Source organism: Pseudomonas sp. DrBHI1 (genome assembly GCF_002205115.1).
GTDB classification, from domain to species: domain Bacteria; phylum Pseudomonadota; class Gammaproteobacteria; order Pseudomonadales; family Pseudomonadaceae; genus Aquipseudomonas; species Aquipseudomonas mosselii.
Map to the genome: position 1 here is coordinate 150364 of NZ_NIBE01000102.1, position 20353 is coordinate 170716.

22 protein-coding genes are annotated in these 20353 nt (G+C 62.5%); 8 read left to right on the top strand and 14 right to left on the bottom strand.

Annotated elements, in window-relative coordinates:
* Positions 1 to 9: 9 nt before the first annotated feature.
* On the top strand, positions 10 to 789 hold the full coding sequence (locus CC207_RS20685; protein WP_028690085.1) for a PhzF family phenazine biosynthesis protein: 780 nt from the start codon (positions 10 to 12) through the stop codon (positions 787 to 789).
* A gap of 12 nt (positions 790 to 801) precedes the next feature.
* Here CC207_RS20685 and CC207_RS20690 read toward each other — a convergent pair whose 3' ends face one another.
* Positions 802 to 1911 (bottom strand): ABC transporter ATP-binding protein, encoded by a 1110-nt coding sequence (locus CC207_RS20690; RefSeq protein ID WP_028690084.1) that lies wholly within the window; start codon positions 1909 to 1911, stop codon positions 802 to 804.
* Positions 1908 to 2828 (bottom strand): ornithine carbamoyltransferase, encoded by a 921-nt coding sequence (gene argF, locus CC207_RS20695; RefSeq protein WP_028690083.1) that lies wholly within the window; start codon positions 2826 to 2828, stop codon positions 1908 to 1910. The genes CC207_RS20690 and argF overlap by 4 nt, the downstream gene beginning before the upstream one ends.
* A gap of 364 nt (positions 2829 to 3192) precedes the next feature.
* Here argF and CC207_RS20700 point away from each other — a divergent pair, with 364 nt between their 5' ends.
* Together CC207_RS20700 and grxD are read left to right on the top strand one after the other, a co-directional pair.
* Complete coding sequence (locus tag CC207_RS20700; RefSeq protein ID WP_088852676.1) at positions 3193 to 5301, top strand: molybdopterin oxidoreductase family protein; 2109 nt, start codon at positions 3193 to 3195, stop codon at positions 5299 to 5301.
* A 91-nt stretch (positions 5302 to 5392) separates the two neighbouring features.
* Positions 5393 to 5728, top strand: a complete 336-nt coding sequence (gene grxD / locus CC207_RS20705; RefSeq protein WP_016713741.1) for a Grx4 family monothiol glutaredoxin — start codon at positions 5393 to 5395, stop codon at positions 5726 to 5728.
* 65 nt (positions 5729 to 5793) lie between these two features.
* Here grxD and bfr read toward each other — a convergent pair whose 3' ends face one another.
* On the bottom strand, positions 5794 to 6267 hold the full coding sequence (gene bfr / locus CC207_RS20710) for a bacterioferritin (RefSeq protein WP_028690081.1): 474 nt from the start codon (positions 6265 to 6267) through the stop codon (positions 5794 to 5796).
* A 200-nt stretch (positions 6268 to 6467) separates the two neighbouring features.
* A complete protein-coding gene (locus CC207_RS20715) occupies positions 6468 to 6689 on the bottom strand; it encodes a bacterioferritin-associated ferredoxin (protein ID WP_028690080.1) in 222 nt (73 codons plus the stop codon).
* Positions 6690 to 6902: 213 nt separating this feature from the next.
* Here CC207_RS20715 and CC207_RS20720 point away from each other — a divergent pair, with 213 nt between their 5' ends.
* A complete protein-coding gene (locus tag CC207_RS20720; protein WP_003254945.1) occupies positions 6903 to 7505 on the top strand; it encodes a peroxiredoxin in 603 nt (200 codons plus the stop codon).
* Between the two features lie 75 nt (positions 7506 to 7580).
* Here the strand turns inward: CC207_RS20720 and rnt are convergent, their stop codons facing one another.
* Both rnt and pyrC read right to left on the bottom strand, forming a co-directional pair.
* Positions 7581 to 8192 (bottom strand): ribonuclease T, encoded by a 612-nt coding sequence (gene rnt, locus CC207_RS20725; protein WP_225933324.1) that lies wholly within the window; start codon positions 8190 to 8192, stop codon positions 7581 to 7583.
* Between the two features lie 59 nt (positions 8193 to 8251).
* Positions 8252 to 9298, bottom strand: a complete 1047-nt coding sequence (gene pyrC / locus CC207_RS20730; RefSeq protein ID WP_088852677.1) for a dihydroorotase — start codon at positions 9296 to 9298, stop codon at positions 8252 to 8254.
* Between the two features lie 130 nt (positions 9299 to 9428).
* Between pyrC and CC207_RS20735 the strand changes: the two genes are divergently transcribed.
* On the top strand, positions 9429 to 10406 hold the full coding sequence (locus tag CC207_RS20735) for an OmpA family protein (protein ID WP_088852678.1): 978 nt from the start codon (positions 9429 to 9431) through the stop codon (positions 10404 to 10406).
* A gap of 128 nt (positions 10407 to 10534) precedes the next feature.
* Positions 10535 to 11752 (top strand): argininosuccinate synthase, encoded by a 1218-nt coding sequence (locus tag CC207_RS20740; protein WP_028690076.1) that lies wholly within the window; start codon positions 10535 to 10537, stop codon positions 11750 to 11752.
* Between the two features lie 43 nt (positions 11753 to 11795).
* Here the strand turns inward: CC207_RS20740 and CC207_RS20745 are convergent, their stop codons facing one another.
* On the bottom strand, positions 11796 to 12251 hold the full coding sequence (locus CC207_RS20745; RefSeq protein ID WP_028690075.1) for a hypothetical protein: 456 nt from the start codon (positions 12249 to 12251) through the stop codon (positions 11796 to 11798).
* A 371-nt stretch (positions 12252 to 12622) separates the two neighbouring features.
* Between CC207_RS20745 and CC207_RS20750 the strand changes: the two genes are divergently transcribed.
* Positions 12623 to 13249, top strand: coding sequence for a response regulator transcription factor (locus CC207_RS20750; RefSeq protein ID WP_028690074.1), 627 nt, complete (start codon positions 12623 to 12625; stop codon positions 13247 to 13249).
* Between the two features lie 42 nt (positions 13250 to 13291).
* Here the strand turns inward: CC207_RS20750 and CC207_RS27190 are convergent, their stop codons facing one another.
* The 7 genes from CC207_RS27190 to metG all read right to left on the bottom strand — a co-directional run bounded on the left by CC207_RS27190 (position 13292) and on the right by metG (position 19075).
* The gene (locus CC207_RS27190; protein WP_028690073.1) at positions 13292 to 13468 is read right to left on the bottom strand and encodes a PA3496 family putative envelope integrity protein; all 177 of its coding nucleotides are present in this window, start codon (positions 13466 to 13468) and stop codon (positions 13292 to 13294) included.
* A 104-nt stretch (positions 13469 to 13572) separates the two neighbouring features.
* A complete protein-coding gene (nth, locus tag CC207_RS20760) occupies positions 13573 to 14211 on the bottom strand; it encodes an endonuclease III (RefSeq protein WP_062363547.1) in 639 nt (212 codons plus the stop codon).
* Positions 14212 to 14215: 4 nt separating this feature from the next.
* Positions 14216 to 14740 (bottom strand): Rnf-Nqr domain containing protein, encoded by a 525-nt coding sequence (locus CC207_RS20765; RefSeq protein ID WP_028690071.1) that lies wholly within the window; start codon positions 14738 to 14740, stop codon positions 14216 to 14218.
* Positions 14737 to 15348, bottom strand: a complete 612-nt coding sequence (locus CC207_RS20770; protein WP_028690070.1) for an RnfABCDGE type electron transport complex subunit G — start codon at positions 15346 to 15348, stop codon at positions 14737 to 14739. The genes CC207_RS20765 and CC207_RS20770 overlap by 4 nt, the downstream gene beginning before the upstream one ends.
* The gene (locus CC207_RS20775; RefSeq protein WP_088852679.1) at positions 15345 to 16316 is read right to left on the bottom strand and encodes an RnfABCDGE type electron transport complex subunit D; all 972 of its coding nucleotides are present in this window, start codon (positions 16314 to 16316) and stop codon (positions 15345 to 15347) included. Before CC207_RS20775 ends, CC207_RS20770 begins: the two co-directional genes overlap by 4 nt.
* A 78-nt stretch (positions 16317 to 16394) precedes the next feature.
* On the bottom strand, positions 16395 to 16943 hold the full coding sequence (locus CC207_RS20780) for an Rnf-Nqr domain containing protein (RefSeq protein ID WP_069016050.1): 549 nt from the start codon (positions 16941 to 16943) through the stop codon (positions 16395 to 16397).
* Between the two features lie 89 nt (positions 16944 to 17032).
* The gene (metG, locus tag CC207_RS20785) at positions 17033 to 19075 is read right to left on the bottom strand and encodes a methionine--tRNA ligase (RefSeq protein WP_088852680.1); all 2043 of its coding nucleotides are present in this window, start codon (positions 19073 to 19075) and stop codon (positions 17033 to 17035) included.
* A gap of 158 nt (positions 19076 to 19233) precedes the next feature.
* On the opposite strand from metG, the gene apbC reads away from it, so the two are divergent.
* Positions 19234 to 20328, top strand: coding sequence for an iron-sulfur cluster carrier protein ApbC (apbC, locus tag CC207_RS20790; RefSeq protein ID WP_028690066.1), 1095 nt, complete (start codon positions 19234 to 19236; stop codon positions 20326 to 20328).
* The last annotated feature ends 25 nt before the right edge of the window (positions 20329 to 20353 follow it).

Here is a 20353-nt window from a genome sequence, read left to right on the forward strand (position 1 = left end):
AGTCGTGGCATGCAGTTGCATTTTCATCAGGTGGACGCCTTCAGTGACCGCCCCTTCGCTGGCAACCCGGCCATGGTCTACCGCCTGGACCAGTGGCTCGAAGATGGCCTGATGCAGCAGGTGGCCGCCGAGCACAACCTTGCCGAAACCGCGTTCGTGGTGGCCGAGGATGATGGCTATCGGATCCGCTGGTTCACCCCGAGCACCGAAGTCCCCCTGTGTGGTCACGCCACCCTGGCCAGCGCTCATGTCCTGTTCGACGTCTATGCTGAGCAGGCGCCGCGCCTGGACTTCAAGAGCCGTTCGGGCCTGCTGAGCGTCAGCCGTGAGAATGGCCGCCTGTGGTTGGACTTCCCGCGCATCGATCCGCAGCCGTTGACCGAGCCAGTGGCGGTGGCCGAAGCGCTGGGCTGCGAGGTGCGCGAGGTCTACCAGACCCGCGAGCTGTTCGTGGTGCTCGACTCGGAGCAAGCGGTACGCGATTGCGCGCCGGACATGGCAGCGCTGGCTCGCCTGCCGGGCTTGGGAGTGATCGTGACGGCTCCAGGCGAGCGGCATGATTTCGTATCGCGCTATTTCGCTCCGGGCATTGGCATCCCGGAAGACCCGGTCACCGGCTCCACCCATTGCTCACTGATCCCGTACTGGGCGGCGCGACTTGGCAAGTCCGAGCTGCAGGCCTTCCAGTGTTCGACCAGGGGCGGTGAGCTGTTCTGTCGTCTGGAAGGCGAGCGGGTGAAGATCGGCGGGATGGCCAGGCGCGTCGCCAGCGGCACATTGATGCTGTGAGGATCTAGCGCATCAATGTGCGCAGCTGACGCGTCGCACGCCTTGCTCATGGCTGGAGAGCTGCGCAGCGACGCTACCGGGCACCGCGAACAGCACCAGGTGGTCCGCAGCAACCGCAATGCCGACATCCTGGCCGACCTGATGGTCATTGTGGCTGGGGAAAATCGACTCGAGCTGGCTGCCGGTGGGCAGTTGCAGGCGATACAGCGTCGAGGCGCCGAGGAAGCTCTTGCCGATGATCCGCGCCCGCAACGGGCTGTCGGGAGCATGGACGATATCATCCGGGCGCAGCAGCACGTCCACCGAGCTGCCGGGAGCCATGGTGTAGGCGCGGTTGCCGCGCAGCTCGCCGAGTTCGGTGGTGACCGACTCGTGGCTGCTCATCTGGCCGCGAATGAAGTAACCCTGGCCGATGAAGCTGGCGACGAACGGGGTCTGCGGCTCGTGGTAGAGGTTGTAGGGGGTGTCCCACTGTTCCAGACGACCTTCTTTGAACACGCCTACATGGTCGCTGACGGCAAAGGCTTCCTCCTGGTCGTGGGTGACCAGGATGGCGCTGGTGCCACGGCTCTTGAGAATGTCGCGCACCTCATGGCTCAGGCGCCGACGCAGCTCCACGTCGAGGTTGGAGAACGGCTCGTCGAGCAGCAGCAGCTGTGGCTCCGGCGCCAGCGCCCGGGCCAGGGCCACGCGCTGCTGCTGGCCACCGGACAGTTCGTGCGGGTAGCGCCCGCCCAGGCCGCCGAGCTTGACCAGTTCGAGCATCTCGTCGACCACCGCCGCCTGGCGCGGATGCTTGCCGATGCCGAAGGCGATGTTCTGCGCCACGGTAAGGTGTGGGAACAGGGCGTAGTCCTGGAACACCATGCCAATCCGGCGCTTTTCCGGGGCCAGGGTGAACCCGGCGCGGGAAATGACTTCGCCGGCTAGCTGGATTTCGCCATCGTGCACCGGCTCGAAGCCGGCGATGGCGCGCAGCGTGGTGGTCTTGCCGCAGCCGGAGGACCCCAGCAGGCAACCGATGTCGCCTGCGTTCAGGTGCAGGTTGAGGTTCTGGACGATGCGTTGCTCGCCATAGCCGCAGGCGAGGTTGCGCAGGTTGAGCAGTAGCTGTTGACTCATGCGTGGTGGTAAGCCGGTTCTACAAGGAATTCCAGAAGGGCCTTCTGCGCATGCAGGCGGTTTTCAGCTTCGTCCCAGGCGACCGAACGAGGGTCGTCGAGCAGGTCCTGGCTGATTTCCTCGCCACGGTGGGCGGGCAGGCAATGCATGAACAGGGCATCGGGTGCCGCCAGGTCGAGCAGTTCGCGGGTGACCTGGTAAGGCGCGAAATGCGCCAGGCGCCGTGCAGTTTCCTCTTCCTGGCCCATGGAAGTCCAGACATCCGTGGTCACCAGGTGAGCGCCGCGCACGGCTTCTTTCGGATCACGGATGATCTGCACGCGGTCACCGCCCAGCGCCAGGAAGCGTTGATCAGGCTCGTAGCCTTCAGGGCAGGTGATGCGCAGTTGGAAATCGAACTGCACGGCAGCTTCGATATAGGAGTTGCACATGTTGAAGCCGTCGCCGACCCAGGCCACGGTCTTGCCCTGGATCGCGCCACGGTGCTCGAAGAAAGTCTGCATGTCGGCCAGCAGTTGGCAGGGGTGCGACTCGTCGGACAGGCCGTTGATGACCGGCACCTTCGCGTTGGCGGCGAACTCGGTGAGGGTGCTGTGGGCGTGGGTGCGGATCATCACCGCGTCGACCATGCTCGACAGCACGATGGCGCTGTCGGCGATCGGCTCGCCGCGGCCCAGCTGGGTGTCGCGCGGCGACAGGAAGATGGCCTGGCCGCCGAGCTGGATCATGCCGGCCTCGAAAGACACCCGGGTGCGGGTCGAGGACTTCTCGAAGATCATGCCCAGCACGCGGTTTTTCAGCGGCTCGAACAGCACGCCTCGTTTGCGCAGGTCCTTCAGCTCAATGCCGCGACGGATCACGCCGAGCAATTCGTCAGCGGTGAAATCCAGCAGGGAGAGAAAGTGCCTAGCGCTCATGATTGACTACCTTATCTGCAACGTTTTGCAGGTCGACCGTATGGGTTTTGTTGACAACGGGGGTGACCTGCGGCGTAAGCCGCACAGGGCGGACGGAATAGGGAAAGGCGCAATACTATAATTAAATGTCGCCTGAAACCAAGAGGGGAAACAGCGCCTCTGTGTCAATGGGTGTCGTAAGCCCTTGCCGGCTAGCTGTTTTTTATTTGCTACAGCGGTTGTACACGGCTCGGAGCGCTTTTGGCAAACCCGTTGTCGCGAATCGTCCCCCTGATATCGTCCGATTCACGTCGCGAACCTTTCTAGCGAGCCTCGATCGGCGGGCGCATAGTCGAGTCTTTAAAATAACAAGGCAGAGGCGGCCATGACCAAGACCCTGCATCACCGAGCCTGTCACCTGTGCGAGGCCATCTGTGGCCTGAATATCGAAGTCACCCATGAAACAGATGGTCCGGCGCGGATCAGCTCGATCAAGGGCGATCAGCAGGATCCGTTCAGCCGCGGCCATGTCTGCCCCAAGGCGGTCGCCCTGCAGGACATCCAGGAGGACCCCGACCGTCTGCGCCAGCCTCACCGGCGCATCGGTGACCAGTGGTTGCCGATCGACTGGAACGAAGCCTTCGCCCTGGCCGCCGAGCGGTTGTGGGCGATCCAGCAGGCCCACGGGCGCAACGCGGTGGCCGTTTACCAGGGCAACCCCAGCGTGCACAACTATGGGCTGATGACCCACAGCAACTACTTCCTCGGCCTGCTCAAGACCCGCAATCGCTTCTCTGCGACCTCAGTGGACCAGTTGCCGCAGCACCTGACCAGCCACCTGATGTATGGCCATGGCCTGCTGTTGCCCATTCCGGACATCGATCAGACCCAGTTCATGCTGATCCTGGGCGGCAATCCCCTGGCTTCCAATGGCAGCATCATGACCGTGCCGGATGTGGAAAAGCGTCTCAAGGCGCTCAAGGCCCGAGGCGGACAATTGGTGGTGGTGGATCCGCGGCGCAGCGAGACAGCGGCGCTGGCTGACCAGCACCTGTTCATTCGCCCCGGTGGCGACGCGGCGCTGTTGTGTGGCCTGCTGCATACGCTGTTCAGCGAGAACCTGGCCCGGGGCTCGCATCTGCCGGTCACTGGGCTGGAACAGGTGCGCGAAGCCATCCTGCCGTTCGATGCGACCGCCATGAGCGCGCTGTGTGGTATTCCGGCGGAGGCGATCCGCCAGTTGGCGCGAGATTTCGCCGCTGCCGACAAAGCGGTGTGTTATGGCCGAATGGGTGTATCGACCCAGGTCTTCGGTTCGCTGTGCCACTGGTTGGTGCAGTTGATCAACCTGGTCACCGGCAATCTTGATCGCGAGGGCGGTGCCCTGTGCACGACACCTGCGGTCGACCTGGTCGCCAGCACTTGCGGCGGGCATTTCGACCAATGGCGCAGCCGGGTCTCGGGCTTGCCCGAGTACGGCGGCGAGTTGCCGGTGTCGGCCCTGGCCGAAGAGATCCTCGAACCCGGGGAGGGGCAGGTGCGGGCACTGGTGACCGTGGCGGGTAACCCAGTGTTGTCCACGCCCAACGGGCGACGCCTGGACGACGCCCTGGCCGGCCTCGACTTCATGCTCAGTATTGACTTGTACATCAACGAGACCACGCGCCATGCCGACCTGATCCTGCCGTCGACCTCGGCGTTGGAGAACGATCATTACGATTCCACCTTCAACCTGCTGGCGGTGCGCAACGTTACCCGCTTCAACCGGGCAATCCTGCCCAAGCCCGAGGGCGCATTGCACGACTGGGAGATCTTCGTGGGGCTGGCCAAGGCTTTTGCCGAGCGCGCGCAGGTCGAGCTCAAGGCCACCCTGGCGCCGGCACAGATGATCGACTTCGCCCTGCGCAAGGGGCCTTATGGCGAGCAGACGCCCTGGAAACTCTCGCTAGGCGTGTTAGACGCGCATCCCCATGGCCTTGACCTCGGGCCGCTGCGCGCCAACCTTACGACGCGCCTGCGCACGACCAGCGGCAAGGTCGAGGCGGCCCCGGGCGTACTGCTCGAGGACCTGCGGCGCCTCGCTCATATGGCCGCGCCTGCGGATGACCAGTTGCTGCTGATCGGCCGTCGGCACGTGCGCAGCAACAATTCGTGGATGCACAACTACCATCGGTTGGTCAAAGGCAAGCCGCGCCATCAGTTGCTGATGCATCCGGACGACCTGCGCCGGCGGCACTTGCAGGACGGCCAGACGGTGCGGGTGCGCTCGCGTACCGGGGTAATCGAGGTGACGGTGCAGGCCAGTGAGCAAATGATGCCAGGCGTGGTCAGCCTGCCCCATGGCTACGGCCATGGGCGCCAGGGCGCGCGCTTGCAGGTGGCTGCTGCACAGCCGGGGGCGAGTGCCAATGACCTGACCGACGAACACTTGCGCGATGGCGTTTCCGGCAATGCCGCCCTCAATGGCGTGCCGGTACAGGTCGAGGCCGCATGAAGTACGGTAAGGCCGAGCACGCTGCTCGGCTTTCCGATACAATGCGTCACCGTGCCGACGACCCTGTCGGAAAGTTCAGCCGAGGTGCTTCATGGATATCATCGATACAATCAAAGAGCAGATTGCCAACAACACCATTCTGCTTTACATGAAAGGTTCGCCGAATGCGCCGCAGTGTGGCTTCTCGGCCAAGGCTTCGCAGGCAGTGATGGGTTGTGGTGAGAAGTTCGCCTATGTCGACATCCTGCAGAACCCGGAAATCCGCGCCAACCTGCCCAAGTACGCCAACTGGCCGACTTTCCCGCAACTGTGGGTGGCCGGTGAGCTGGTCGGTGGCAGCGACATCATGCTGGAAATGTTCGAGAAGGGTGAGCTGCAGACCCTGATCAAGGAAGCGGCCGCCAAGGCCAAGGCTTCCGAAGCCTGATCCGGCGTTTGCCGCAAGTAGCAAAAAGCCCCGCCTAGGCGGGGCTTTTTTGTAGCTGGCGAAACTTACTCTTCGCCCATCTGCGACTGCAGGTAGTTCTCGATAGTGATCTTGTCGATCAGGCCCAGCTGGGTCTCCAGCCAGTCGATGTGCTCTTCCTGGTCTTCGAGGATGTCTTCGAGCACATCGCGCGAGCCGAAGTCGCCAGCCGTTTCGCAGTGGGCAATGGCGGCCTTGAGGTCGGCATGGGCCTTTTTCTCAAGTTTCAGGTCGCAGTCGAGCATCTCCTTGGTGTGCTCGCCGATCATCAGCTTGCCCAGGTCCTGCACGTTGGGGATGCCTTCGAGGAAAAGGATGCGCTTGATCAGCTTGTCAGCGTCCTTCATCGCCTGGATGGATTCTTTGTACTCGAGCTTGCCGATTCTGTTCAGGCCCCAATCTTCGTACATGCGCGCGTGCAGGAAGTACTGGTTGATTGCGACCAGCTCGTTTCCGAGGATCTTGTTGAGATGCTGGATGACGCTTACGTCGCCTTTCATGATGGGGTCCTGCCCTGTAGAAGTTGAGCCAATACAGGGAAGTTTGAGCCTGAGCTATTCCTATGTCAAACCTAAGTTATTGAATAATAAGTGAAAATTAATCGGAATAAGAATGTTTGTGAACCGCGTTCGAGCGCTAACTTATTGAATTGCAGGCATAAAAAAACCGGACGCTGGGTCCGGTTCTTCGAATTCGGGAATTATGCCGCATTGAACTCAACGGGGTAGGGCAGGCTAGCCTGCTGGCTTAGTTGCAGCTCGGTGAGGGTTTCGCGTACCACCTGCTTGGCGAGGCAGGCGCATTTGCCGCACTGGCTGGCCACATTGGTGGCGGCTCGCACTTCTTTGTAGCTGCAGCATCCTTCGTAGATCGCATCGCGGATCTGTCCATCGGTGACACCGACACAGAGACACACATACATAAAGGCTGACCGTCGCGGGTTGAGTCGATGCGTTGGAGAGTAATGGTAATGAGAATGCTTGTCAAAGCACTTTGTGTGAGGTGCGTTCCAGAGCGACCGGCGGTCGAGATTCGGCCTGTCACGTAAAGCTGTGTATGATGGTCGGCCTTTGCTGGATCCGGGGGACGTGTTCCGCCCGGGCAAGGTTTTTCACCCCTCATCAGGAGAGATCGAATGAGCGTACTCGTTGGCAAAAAAGCCCCGGACTTCACCGTTCCAGCCGTGCTGGGCAACGGCGAGATCGTAGACAGCTTCAACCTGGCCTCGGCCATCAAGGGCAAGTACGGCCTGGTATTCTTCTACCCGCTGGACTTCACGTTCGTCTGCCCATCCGAGCTGATCGCCCTGGACAACCGTATCCCTGACTTCCAGGCGCGCAACGTGGAAGTGATCGGTGTGTCGATCGACTCGCACTTCACCCACAACGCCTGGCGCAACACGCCGGTCAACAACGGCGGTATCGGTCAAGTCAAGTACACCCTGGCAGCCGACATGACCCACGAAATCTGCAAGGCCTACGACGTCGAGTCCGAAGGCGGCGTGGCCTTCCGTGGCGCCTTCCTGATCGACACCAACGGTGTTGTCCGCTCGCAGATCGTCAATGACCTGCCGCTGGGCCGCAACATGGACGAGCTGCTGCGCCTGGTAGACGCCCTGCAATTCCACGAAGAGCACGGCGAAGTCTGCCCGGCCAACTGGAAGAAAGGCGACAAGGGCATGAACGCTTCGCCGGAAGGCGTTGCTGCCTATCTGAGCGAGAACGCTGGCAAGCTGTAATTGCCACGCGTATAAAAAACCGGCCCTGGTGGCCGGTTTTTTTATGCCCCGCGAGCATGTCGCGCTAGGCGGGCTTCAATCGTTGAAGTCGCGCCAGCCGCCCATTTCTTTCCAACGATTGACGATGCCGCAGAACAGCTCGGCGGTCTTCTCGGTGTCGTAGCGCGCCGAATGCGCTTCGCGTCCGTCAAAGTCGATGTCCGCGCTCTGGCAGGCACGGGCCAGCACGGTCTGGCCGTAGGCGAGGCCGGCGAGGGTGGCGGTATCGAAGCTGGAGAACGGGTGGAACGGGTTGCGCTTGATGTCGTTGCGCGCCACCGCGGCATTGAGGAAGCCCAGGTCGAAGCTGCTGTTGTGCCCGACCAGGATTGCCCGCTTGCAGCCATTGGCCTTCAGCGCCTTGCGCACGCCGCGGAAGATATCGGTCAGTGCGCTTTCCTCGCTCACTGCCATGCGCAGCGGGTGGTCCAGCTTGATGCCGGTGAATTCCAGCGCGGCCGCCTCGATGTTGGCCCCTTCGAACGGTTCGACCCGGTGGAAGTAGGTGTGTTCGGGGAACAGGAAGCCCTTCTCGTCCATGCCAATGGTGACGGCGGCGATCTCCAGCAGCGCGTCGGTGGCGCTGTTGAAACCGCCGGTCTCGACATCCACCACCACTGGCAAGTAGCCACGAAAACGCTCGGCCATGGGGTGGCGCGAGCCGCTGCTGACTTGGCTGTCCTGGTCGTCTTCGTACAGGTCTTCGCTCACGCGTTGTCCTCCAGCAGGCGCCAGCGCAATTTCTCACCGGCGCGCAGGGGGATCACGGTGTTGTCGCCGAACGGCAGGCTGTCCGGCGCGGTCCATTCCTCACGGACCAAGGTGATGGTGTCGGTGTTGCGAGCAAGGCCGTAGAAGTCCGGGCCGTGCTTGCTGGCGAAGCCCTCGAGCTTGTCCAGCGCGTTGCGCTGTTCGAACGCCTCGGCATACATCTCGATGGCGGCGTAAGCGGTGTAGCAGCCAGCACAGCCGCAGGCGGCTTCCTTGGCATGCTTGGCGTGGGGCGCCGAGTCGGTGCCGAGGAAGAACTTCGGATTGCCGCTGGTGGCGGCATCCAGCAGCGCCACCTGGTGGGTGTTGCGCTTGAGGATCGGCAAGCAGTAGTAGTGTGGGCGGATACCGCCGACCAGCATGTGATTGCGGTTGTACAGCAGGTGCTGGGCAGTGATGGTCGCACCAACGTTGGCTGGCGCCTCGGTGACGAACTGCGCGGCGTCGCTGGTGGTGATGTGCTCGAACACTACCTTCAGGGTCGGGAAGCGTTCGACCAGGCGGCGCATGTGCTCGTCGATGAAGCGCTTCTCGCGGTCGAACACGTCGATCTCGCTGCGTGTGACTTCTCCGTGCACCAGCAGGGGCATGCCGGTTTCGGCCAGGGCCTCGATCGCCGGGAAGATATTGTCGATGCTGGTCACGCCCGAATCGGAGTTGGTGGTGGCGCCGGCCGGGTAAAGCTTGGCAGCGTACACGATCCCGCTGGCCTTGGCGGCACGCACATCGTCAGCGCTGGTACGGTCGGTGAGATAAAGCACCATCAGCGGCTCGAAGCGGCTGCCGGCGGGTCGTGCGGCAAGGATGCGCTCGCGGTAGGCAGCGGCCTCGACGGCGTTGCGCACTGGCGGAACCAGGTTGGGCATGATGATGGCGCGGGCGAAGGTGCGCGCCACGTCACCGACGGTGTGTGGCAGAACGGCACCATCGCGCAGATGGATGTGCCAGTCGTCGGGGCGCAGGAGGGTCAGGCGATCGGACATTGGAGATTCCAGGCGGGTCGAACTCAGAAGCCAATGCTACCGGAAAACCCCTGTTCGAGCACGGCTATCAAGTTTTCCGACGGGCGACCGATAGCGTTCAGGTAAGCCGCCAGAATCTGTGGAGCCGACCGTGCGCCAGCGTTACCTAGCCCTGTTCACCCTCGTTGCCAGCTTGCCGGCCGGGGCAATGACCTTCCAGACCCGCGTGGAGAACGTTGCCTGGAAAGTTGAGGGTGACCAGTTCGAATGTCGCCTGATCCAGCCGATCGACGGTTTCGGCAGCGGCGAGTTCGTGCGCCGCGCCGGCGAGCAGCCAACCTTCCAGCTGCGTTCGGACAGCAATATCCTGGGCGCCGGCTCCGCCACCTTGCTGGCCGCCGCCGCGCCCTGGCAGCCCGGGCGCGGCGACATCAACCTTGGTGCGGTGCATATGGCCCGTACCGGGGTGTTGTTCACCTCCAGTCAGGGCCAGGCCAGCCGTTTGATCAACGGCCTGCTCGATGGACGCAGCACCGTGGTGCGCAACTACCGCGGCGAAGGTGGCCGGCCGATGGAAGTGCATGTGATGCCGGTCAGTTTCGCCAAGGCCTACAGCGACTACCAGTTGTGCGCCGCCAAGCTGCTGCCGATGAACTACGACCAGATCCGCCAGACCCAGGTCGGCTTCCCGGGGGGCGGGATCGAGCTGGACAGCTCGGCGCGCGCGCGCTTGGATGTGCTGCTGGACTACCTGAAGGCCGATCCGACGGTCAATCACATCGAACTCAATGGTCACTCCGACAACAGCGGCAATCGTCTGACCAACCGCGACACCTCGCGTCGACGGGCGCTGGCGGTGGCCGAGTACCTCAAGGCCCATGGTGTGCCGGAAGAACAGATCACCGTGCGTTTCCATGGTGAGCGCTACCCGCTGGCCAAGAACAACAGTGCCGCCAACCGCGCGCGCAACCGCCGGGTGAACATCCAGCTCGAGCGCGTGACGCCGGTCGAGAAGCCGTTGGAGAAACCGGCAGCGCCGGTGCCGCCGTCGACCCCGACACCCACGGCTACCACACCTGCGCCAACGCCTGCGGCTGCTGCCACGCCGTCCGCTTCGGCGAAATCCTGAGAGCGACCACGGGTCGCGCTCTCGACAATTCCTGTCGCTTTGTCGTCACAAGCTGTCGCCCCATTGTAAATATTTCGGCAAGGCCGGTAGAATCAACGGCTTTCCGTACAACCCCGTGGAGTGATGGCATGGCGGACGTAAAAAAGGTCGTATTGGCGTATTCCGGCGGCCTTGATACTTCGGTGATTCTCAAGTGGCTGCAGGACACCTACAACTGTGAAGTGGTGACCTTCACCGCTGACCTCGGCCAGGGCGAGGAGGTCGAGCCGGCCCGCGCCAAGGCCCAGGCGATGGGCGTGAAAGAAATCTACATCGACGATCTGCGCGAAGAGTTCGTGCGTGACTTCGTCTTCCCGATGTTCCGCGCCAACACCGTCTACGAAGGCGAGTACCTGCTGGGTACCTCCATCGCCCGTCCGCTGATCGCCAAGCGCCTGATCGAGATCGCCAACGAAACCGGCGCCGACGCCATTTCCCACGGTGCCACCGGCAAGGGTAACGACCAGGTGCGCTTCGAGCTGGGTGCCTATGCGCTCAAGCCAGGCGTCAAGGTCATTGCCCCGTGGCGCGAGTGGGACCTGCTGTCCCGCGAGAAGCTGATGGACTATGCCGAGAAGCACGGCATCCCGATCGAGCGCCACGGCAAGAAGAAATCGCCGTACTCGATGGACGCCAACCTGTTGCACATCTCCTACGAAGGCGGTGTCCTGGAAGATACCTGGACCGAGCATGAGGAAGACATGTGGCGCTGGAGCGTCTCGCCGGAGAATGCCCCTGACCAGGCCACCTACCTCGAGCTGACCTACCGCAACGGTGACATCGTTGCCATCGACGGCGTCGAGAAGACCCCGGCCACCGTGCTGGCCGACCTCAACCGCATCGGCGGCGCCAACGGCATCGGTCGCCTGGACATCGTCGAGAACCGCTACGTCGGCATGAAGTCGCGCGGCTGCTACGAGACCCCGGGCGGCACCATCATGCTCAAGGCCCACCGCGCCATCGAGTCGATCACGCTGGACCGCGAAGTCGCTCACCTGAAGGATGAGCTGATGCCCAAGTACGCCAGCCTGATCTACACCGGCTACTGGTGGAGCCCGGAGCGTCTGATGCTGCAGCAGATGATCGACGCCTCCCAGGTCAACGTGAACGGCGTCGTACGCCTGAAGCTGTACAAGGGCAACGTCACGGTCGTCGGCCGCAAGTCGGACGATTCGCTGTTCGATGCCAATATCGCGACCTTCGAGGAAGACGGCGGCGCCTACAATCAGGCCGACGCCGCGGGCTTCATCAAGCTCAATGCACTGCGCATGCGCATCGCGGCCAACAAGGGTCGTTCGCTGCTGTAAGCCTATGGTGTATCAGAAAAAACCCGGCCTTGGCCGGGTTTTTTCATGCCCGGGATTCAGCGGGCGGCGCGACCTCGCCTTCCTGCATCGGCGATACCGACAGGTGGATGCAGGTTCGCGTATCGAGGTTGTACAGGATCCAGCGCCGCTGTCGTCCGTGTGGACGCTCGACCATCCGCAGCACATGGTTTTCGATAATCTTCCGGCTGTCGGTACCGGAGATGGCGATGATCATTGCCCCTTTGTCCCTTGCCGCAGAGGGGGGCATTGTTTTATCCGAAGTACAGGCACGCCTGTCCGGGGCAAAGAGTGAACCGCTATTGAAGTTGAGTGTGAGAAAGAACAGCACGGTGAGGAAGAACGGAAAACCTACCAGGAACCAAGTGTAGACAGTCTGGCTGTCGTCACTGAGGAATGGTAGTGAGGCCAAGGCGGATCCCTCAATCACACCGGCAAAGACAGCGATAAGAGTCAACGGGCTGATGGGGTCGCGGTTCATGATGAGTGCCTGGCCATGCTTTGCTCATCTGTAGCCCGTTTTCCCCAGCCTGTTAAGCGTGGCTTGTTTCCCTACCCAGTAATGGCGTGGTTCGTAGGGCAGGCCTTTATCCAACCTGTATAGTCGAATTTTCCCGCGAAATGTGTCACCCGGCGACACTTGGATCCAATTTTGGCGACTGTTACTTTCTGACTCGTTGCGATGGACATGCATGTATTACATTTTGTTAATTAGCTGTTTGTAGGAAGAATCTCTAATAACAGTAGTCCACTTCTTTCGGTGAATCTGCCAGGGAAACCGCTGCATAAATAATCGTTATGCTCGGGTGTGGTGGTCTATCGAACTAAAAACAACGTATCAATGGGAATCGCATGAATAAAGTGCTGATCGTGGATGATCACCCGGTCATTCGCCTGGCCGTACGCATGCTGATGGAGCGGCATGGCTACGAGGTGGTGGCGGAGAGCGACAATGGTGTGGATGCCTTGCAACTGACGCGGGAATATCTGCCGGACATTGTCATTCTGGATATCGGGATCCCCAAACTGGATGGGCTTGAAGTGATTGCCCGAATGACCCTGGCAAGTCCGGGGACCAAGGTGTTGGTGTTGACGTCTCAGGCGCCAGGGCATTTCTCGATGCGCTGCATGCAGGCAGGGGCGGCGGGTTATGTGTGCAAGCAACAGGAACTGACCGAACTGCTCAGCGCGATCAAGGCCGTGCTGTCCGGTTACAGTTACTTCCCCAACCAGGCGCTGCACAAGGGGAGATCGGGTGTGAGTGGCGCCACGGAGATGGAGATGGTCGAGCGGCTTTCCGGGCGGGAGATGATGGTGCTGCAGCAGCTTGCCCGGGGCAAGAGCAACAAGGAGATCGCCGACAGCATGTTTCTCAGCAACAAAACAGTCAGCACCTACAAGACGCGACTGTTGCTCAAGCTCAATGCCCGCTCGCTGGTGGACCTGATCGAACTCGCCCAGCGCCACGGGCTGGCCTGAGCCTCATTGAAAAAGCCTCCGCTCGGGAGGCTTTTGCGTTTACTACAGGTCGTAGTCGAAGTCGGCCAGTTGCTTTTGCAGGCGTCGTTCCTCAAGCATGTTGTCAATGGTGCGGCGTTTGCTCAGGTTGGTCTTGGCCGGTTCGGCCTGCGGCTCCACATCGTCGTCCGCACTCTGAAAATCGTCGTCGATTGCCAAGTCTTCTTTATCGGTGCTCATGCGTCACTCCAAGCCAAGGGGCCATTGGCCGTCCTTATAACGGGAATCGCAGAATGGGTAAAAAAGATTTTTTCAATCGCCTCGAGCAAGTATGAGCTATCGCCTCAATCGTCAGAAGTCTTCTGCTTGTATTCGCACAGGTCTTCGATCCGGCAACTGCCGCAGCGCGGTTTTCGGGCCTGACAGACATAGCGGCCATGCAGGATCAACCAGTGATGGGCATCGAGCAGATAGTCCCTGGGGACGAACTTGAGCAACTTCTTCTCCACCTCCAGCACGGTTTTACCCGGCGCGATGCCCGTGCGGTTGCTGACCCGGAAGATATGCGTGTCGACGGCCATGGTGAATTGGCGAAAGGCAGTGTTGAGCACCACATTGGCGGTCTTGCGGCCAACGCCTGGCAGGGCTTCGAGGGCTTCGCGGGTCTGCGGGACTTCGCCGGCGTGCTGTTCGATCAGCAGGCGGCAGGTTTCGATGACGTTCTTGGCCTTGCTGTTGTACAGGCCGATGGTCTTGATGTACTCGCTCAGGCCTTCGATGCCCAAGGCGTGGATCGCTTGTGGGGTGTTTGCGACCGGGAACAGGCGAGCGGTGGCCTTGTTGACGCCGACATCCGTCGACTGGGCCGAGAGGATTACCGCTATCAGCAGTTCGAAGGGGGTGGAATAGGCCAGTTCGGTCTTGGGCTCGGGATTGTCTTCATGCAGCCTGCGAAAGATCTCCAGGCGTTTGGCGGCATTCATGGGGTCAGCGGGTTCCTTGACGGCGTGAGGCGGTGTTCGATGGACGCAAGTGATTGTACAGGCCCAGCAGCAGGCCGAGCAGTATCAAGGCGCCAGGAGCCAGTGCGGCGAGGTGTAGGCCGAGAGCATCGCTCAGCAGTTGGCGGCAGATGCCCAGGGCCAGGCCGGTTGCGAGGACACCGAGCAGTCCTAGCCCCAACTGGCGATATCGGCCAGGTTGTGCTGGCAGTTGCTCACTGGCCAGGCAGGGCAGGGCCAACAGCAGCGGGTAGAGGGCAAGTTGCTGGGCCAGGGGCATCGCCCAGGCTTGCAGGCCGAGGTGCAGGCAGGTCGCCAAGGCGGCGGCAAGTACAGTACTTGCCCACAGGCGGGGGCCATGGTCCAGGTGCCTGCGCAGCGGGATCATCAATACCTGGTGCAGGCCTACCAGCAACACTGTGCAAAGGCTTATCGCCAACGCCTGGACGACAGTGCCGGTCGCGCCGAGCAATGGCACCAGGCTGATTGGCACGGGCCAGCAACGCTTCATGGGGGTGTCTCACCGAGCAACGCGGGGCGATGTTGGTCGAAGTAGCGCAGCGTATCCTGGATCGCCTCGATGACTGCCCGCGAAGTCACTGTCGCCCCGGCTAGTTGGTCGAACGCACCCTGGTCACGCTTGAGCGCCCAGGCCTGTTCGGGTGTATCGCGCAGTGTCTGACCGAGAAACTGGTCCAGCCAATGGCGCGCCGGATCGACCAGTTGATCGCCCAGACCAGGGCTTTCCTGCTGTTTGAGTACACGCACGCCCACCAGACGGCCCGCAGGGCTGATGGCGATCACCAACTCGATGGCACCGCCATAGCCTTGGACGCTGCTGTGAAGCAGAACAGCGCTGGTGGCTCCCGCCAAGTTGGCGCGGTAGCCGGCCAGCAGATGGCTATGGCTCAGTTTAGTGTCCGTGAGTGCCACGGGCGTTTGCAATGGCCGGTTGTCGTAGCTGCCCGGTGGCAGCACCTTGAGCCACTGCTGTTCCTGCCACTGGCGGGAGGCCACGGCAATCGGTCCGGCGGTGAAGCGCTGCCAGGCCAGTGTCGCGGCAATCGCCAGTCCTGCCACCAGTAGCAGCACTGCGGTACTGCGTTTGCGGGCGATCATGGGCAGGCCTGCTGGCGGCGTTCCACCCAGCGGTCAAGGATGGGCGCGACGAGGTTCATCAGCAGGACGGCGAACGCCGTGCCATCGGCGAAGCTGCCCCAAGTGCGGATCAGGTAGATCAGCAGGCCGGTGCCTATACCGAACAGCAGGCGGGCCTGCGGTTGCTTGCAGCCGGACACCGGTTCGGTGGCGATGAAGAAGGCGGCGAGCATGGTCGAACCGGACAGCAGGTGCAGCAGTGGCGAGCCGTGGGAGTCGGAGCCGGAGCCATTCCAGCCCAGCAGGCTGGACAGGAACAAGGCGCCGAGCAGGCCGACGGGGGCCTGCCAGCCGAAGACCTTGCGCTGCAGCAGGAACACCCCGCCGAGCAGGAAGGCGAGGTTGACCCACTCGGTGCCACGCCCACCCAGATGGCCGAACGCCGGGTGACTGGCGAACAGTTCGTCGATGGTCAGGCTACGGTTGTGGCGCAAGACATCAAGCACCGTGGGGCTGGCCCAGGCGTCGATCCTTTCACTGGCCCCGAAGCTCAGGCTCAGGCTTTCCACGAGCCCAGGTGCCTGACCTGGCCAGTGGTTCATCTGCAGTGGGAAACTCAGCAGGACGAACCCATAGCCGACCATGGCGGGGTTGAACAGGTTGCGCCCGACGCCACCGAAAGCCTGTTTCCCCAGGCCGATGGCGACGCAAGCCGCCGTCACCGGCAGCCACCAGGGCGCCTGGCTGGGTAAGGCAGCCGCCAGCAGCGTGGCGGTGACCAGCGCGCTGCCGTCGCCAGCGGCGCAGGCGACCGGCATTCTCCGCCAGCGCAGCAGCAGCGCTTCGGTGACCAGCGCCGTGCAACCGCTCAACAGCAGATTGATCAGCACGCCCCAGCCATGCAACCAGAACAGCACCAGCAGACCAGGGGCGCAGGCTAGCAGTACCAGTTGCATGGTGCTGCGCAGGCGCGGATCAGTGGTCGTCATGGTTTTGCGCTTCCTTGAGGTGTTGCGCAGCAGTGGCTTCAATTGCCGGGGGCAAGACATTGATGCGTAGGGTCAGGATCATTGGGTGAAGAGTCCGTTGAATCCCGAAAGCGCCATGGCCATCACGCCGCTGCCGATCAGCTTCACAGGCAAGCCGCGCAGGGCTGCGGGTATTTCCCCATGGTGGCAGCGGGCGTCAAGGTCGGCATACAGCATGAGGGCCAGCCAGAATCCCAGTGCACTGATGACAGCCCACACCAGCACCCTCCATCCGTCCGCATCGTCGTTGGCAAGCTGTAACAGCAAGCCTAGCACCACGGCGTTTGCGCTCAGCAAGGGTTGCAGGCCGTGCATGGGCCAGCTTGGCCGAAAGCGTCGGAGCAGGTTTGGCAGTGTCCAGGCCAGTGCCGTCAGCAAGGGCAGGAAAATGAACAATTGCAGGTTCTGCAACTCCATGGGTGCGAGAAATTGCCGGTGCAGCCAGGCGCCGACAGGCAGCGCAACGAGGATCATCAGGGCCGAACACAGGCCCAATGCATGCAGGCGCGCACGCTCGATCGGCTCGGCCTGCAGGACCAGATGATTGACCAGCGCGGCGCTGACCAGGATCAGGACGTAGTCACTCATGGCGATGCCGAAAGCGGGAGGGTGCCGTCATTATCGGACAGCGGGCGGCAGATGCAACTGCCCCGGCCATTTGGCCGGGGCAGGAGGGCTTACTTGATGCGCTGGCCTGGCTTGGCGCCGCTGTCAGGGCTGAGCAGGTAGATTTCTTCACCACCGGGGCCGGCGGCCATGACCATGCCCTCGGAAACGCCGAAACGCATTTTGCGCGGCTTGAGGTTGGCCACCATCATGGTCAGGCGGCCTTCCAGCAGGGAAGGTTCCGGGTAGGCCGATTTGATGCCCGAGAACACGTTGCGACGCTCGTCGCCGATGTCCAGGGTCAGCTGCAGCAGCTTGTCGGCACCGGGCACGGCTTCGGCTTTGACGATCAGCGCCACGCGCAGGTCGACCGCGGCGAAGGTGTCGAATTCGATCTCGGCCGACAGCGGGTCCTTGGCCAGCTCGCCATTGCCCGTCGGGGCGGCCTTGGCTTCGGCAGCCAGCAGGTCTTCCTTGCTGGCGGCGACCATGGCCTCGACCTTGGCCGGCTCGATGCGGCTCATCAGGGCCTTGAACGGGTTGAGCTGATGGTTTTCCAGGCGCGACAGGTGGTCGTCCCAGGTCAGCGGGGCGACGTTGAGGAACGCCTCGGCATCCGCTGCCAGCAGCGGCAGCACCGGCTTGAGGAAGATTACCAGCTGGCGGAACAGGTTGACGCCCTGGGCGCAGATGGCCTGCACCTCGTCCTGCTTGCCCTCCTGCTTGGCCAGCGACCAGGGCGCCTTGTCGGCGATCCAGGCGTTGGCGCGGTCGGCCAGGGCCATGATTTCGCGCATGGCGCGGCCGAAGTCGCGGGCCTCGTAGGCCTCGGCGATCGACGGCGCGGCGGCGAGGAAGGCCTCGGTCAGTTCGGGCGCGGCATCGCCGGCAACCATCACGCCATCGTTGCCCTTGTGGATGAAGCCGGCGCAGCGGCTGGCGATGTTGACCACCTTGCCGATCAGGTCGGAATTGACCTTCTGCACGAAATCCTCGAGGTTCAGGTCGAGGTCATCGACGCCGCGACCCAGCTTGGCGGCGTAGTAGTAGCGCAGGTATTCCGGCTGCAGGTGGTCGAGGTAGGTGCGCGCCTTGATGAAGGTGCCGCGCGATTTCGACATTTTTGCGCCGTTGACTGTCAGGTAGCCGTGCACGTTGACCGCGGTCGGCTTGCGCAGGCCCGCGCCTTCGAGCATCGCCGGCCAGAAAAGCGCGTGGAAGTTGACGATGTCCTTGCCGATGAAGTGGTACAGCTCGGCCTTGGAGCCTTCGTTCCAGAACGCGTCGAAGTCCAGCTCCGGGCGGCGGGCGCAGAGGTTCTTGAAGCTGGCCATGTAGCCGATCGGCGCGTCCAGCCAAACGTAGAAGTACTTGCCCGGTTCGCCCGGGATCTCGAATCCGAAGTACGGCGCGTCACGGGAGATGTCCCATTCCTGCAGGCCCGAGTCCAGCCATTCGGCGAGCTTGTTGGCCACCGCGTCCTGCAGGGTGCCGCTGCGGGTCCACTGCTGCAGCATGGCCTGGAAGTCCGGCAGCTTGAAGAAGAAGTGCTGCGAGTCGCGCAGCACCGGGGTGGCGCCGGAGATCGCCGACTTGGGGTTCTTCAGTTCGGTGGGGGCGTAGGTGGCGCCGCATTTCTCGCAGTTGTCGCCGTACTGGTCCTCGGCCGCGCACTTGGGGCAGGTGCCCTTGATGAAACGGTCGGCGAGGAACATGCCCTTCTCGGGGTCGAAATACTGGGTGACCGAACGGTTGGCGATATGCCCGGCGTCGCGCAGACGGGTGTAGATCAGGCTCGACAGCTCACGGTTCTCCTCGCTGTGCGTGGAGTGGTAGTTGTCGAAGTCGACCAGGAAGTCGGCGAAGTCGGCGCTGTGCTCGGCCTGGACGTTGGCGATCAGCTGCTCCGGGGTGATGCCTTCCTTTTCCGCGCGCAGCATGATGGCCGAACCGTGGGCGTCGTCGGCGCAGACATAGATGCACTGGTTGCCGCGCAGCTTCTGGAAGCGCACCCACATGTCCGTCTGGATGTACTCCAGCATATGGCCAAGGTGGATCGATCCATTGGCATAGGGCAGGGCGCTGGTGACGAGAATCTGACGTGGCTCGGACATGGTGGCTCGGCTACTTATCTGGCTACGGGGTAAAAATGAGGGTGATCGGCCACTATAAAGGGCTGGCGAATTTATTTCACCCCAAGGACGCATCTGCTGACGATTGACGGGTTAGCATAGGCGCCTGTTCCGTATCCAGTTTGCCAATGGGAGCCTCCATGAGTGCCGTCACCCGTGCCGCCGTCGAAGGCGTGCTTCGCCAGTACACCGACCCCTACCTGAACCAGGACCCGGTCAGCGCCGGTTGCGTGCGCGCCATCGACATCCAGGGCGGGCAGGTCAGCGTGCAGTTGCAGTTGGGGTATGCCGCCGGCCTGTTCAAGGGCGGCTGGGCGCAGGTGCTGCAGACCGCGATCGGCAACCTCGATGGCGTTGCCTCGGCGAGCGTGAGCATCGACTGCGTGATTGCCACCCACAAGGCTCAGGCCCAGGTGCCGGCCATGGCCAACGTGAAGAACATCATCGCCGTGGCCTCGGGCAAGGGCGGGGTCGGCAAGTCGACCACCGCCGCCAACCTGGCCCTGGCCCTGGCCCGCGAGGGCGCCCGAGTGGGTATTCTTGATGCCGACATCTATGGCCCGAGCCAGGGGGTGATGTTCGGCATCGCCGAGGGCACCCGCCCGCAGGTGCGCGATCAGAAGTGGTTCGTGCCGATCAAGGCCCATGGCGTCGAGGTCATGTCCATGGCGTTTCTCACCGACGACAACACGCCGATGGTCTGGCGTGGCCCGATGGTTTCCGGGGCATTGCTGCAACTGGTGACCCAGACCGCCTGGGACGACCTCGACTACTTGGTGATCGACATGCCGCCGGGCACCGGCGACATCCAGCTGACCCTGGCGCAGAAGGTGCCGGTAGCAGGCTCGGTGATCGTCACCACGCCCCAGGACCTGGCGTTGCTGGATGCGAAGAAAGGCGTGGAGATGTTCCGCAAAGTCAACATCCCGGTGTTGGGCGTGGTCGAGAACATGGCCGTGCATATCTGCTCCAACTGCGGCCATGCCGAGCACCTGTTCGGTGAAGGTGGTGGCGAGAAGCTGGCCGTGCAGTACGGCGTCGACCTGCTGGCTTCGCTGCCGCTGTCGATGCTGATCCGCGAACAGGCCGACAGCGGCAAGCCGACCGCCATCGCCGAGCCGGAAAGCCAGATCGCCATGGTCTACCAGGAGCTGGCGCGGCAGGTGGGGGCGCGGATCGTGCTGCAGGAAGCGGCGGCGCCGGCGATGCCGAGCATTACCATCAGCGAAGACTGACGCGTCACCTGTAGGAGCGGCCCTT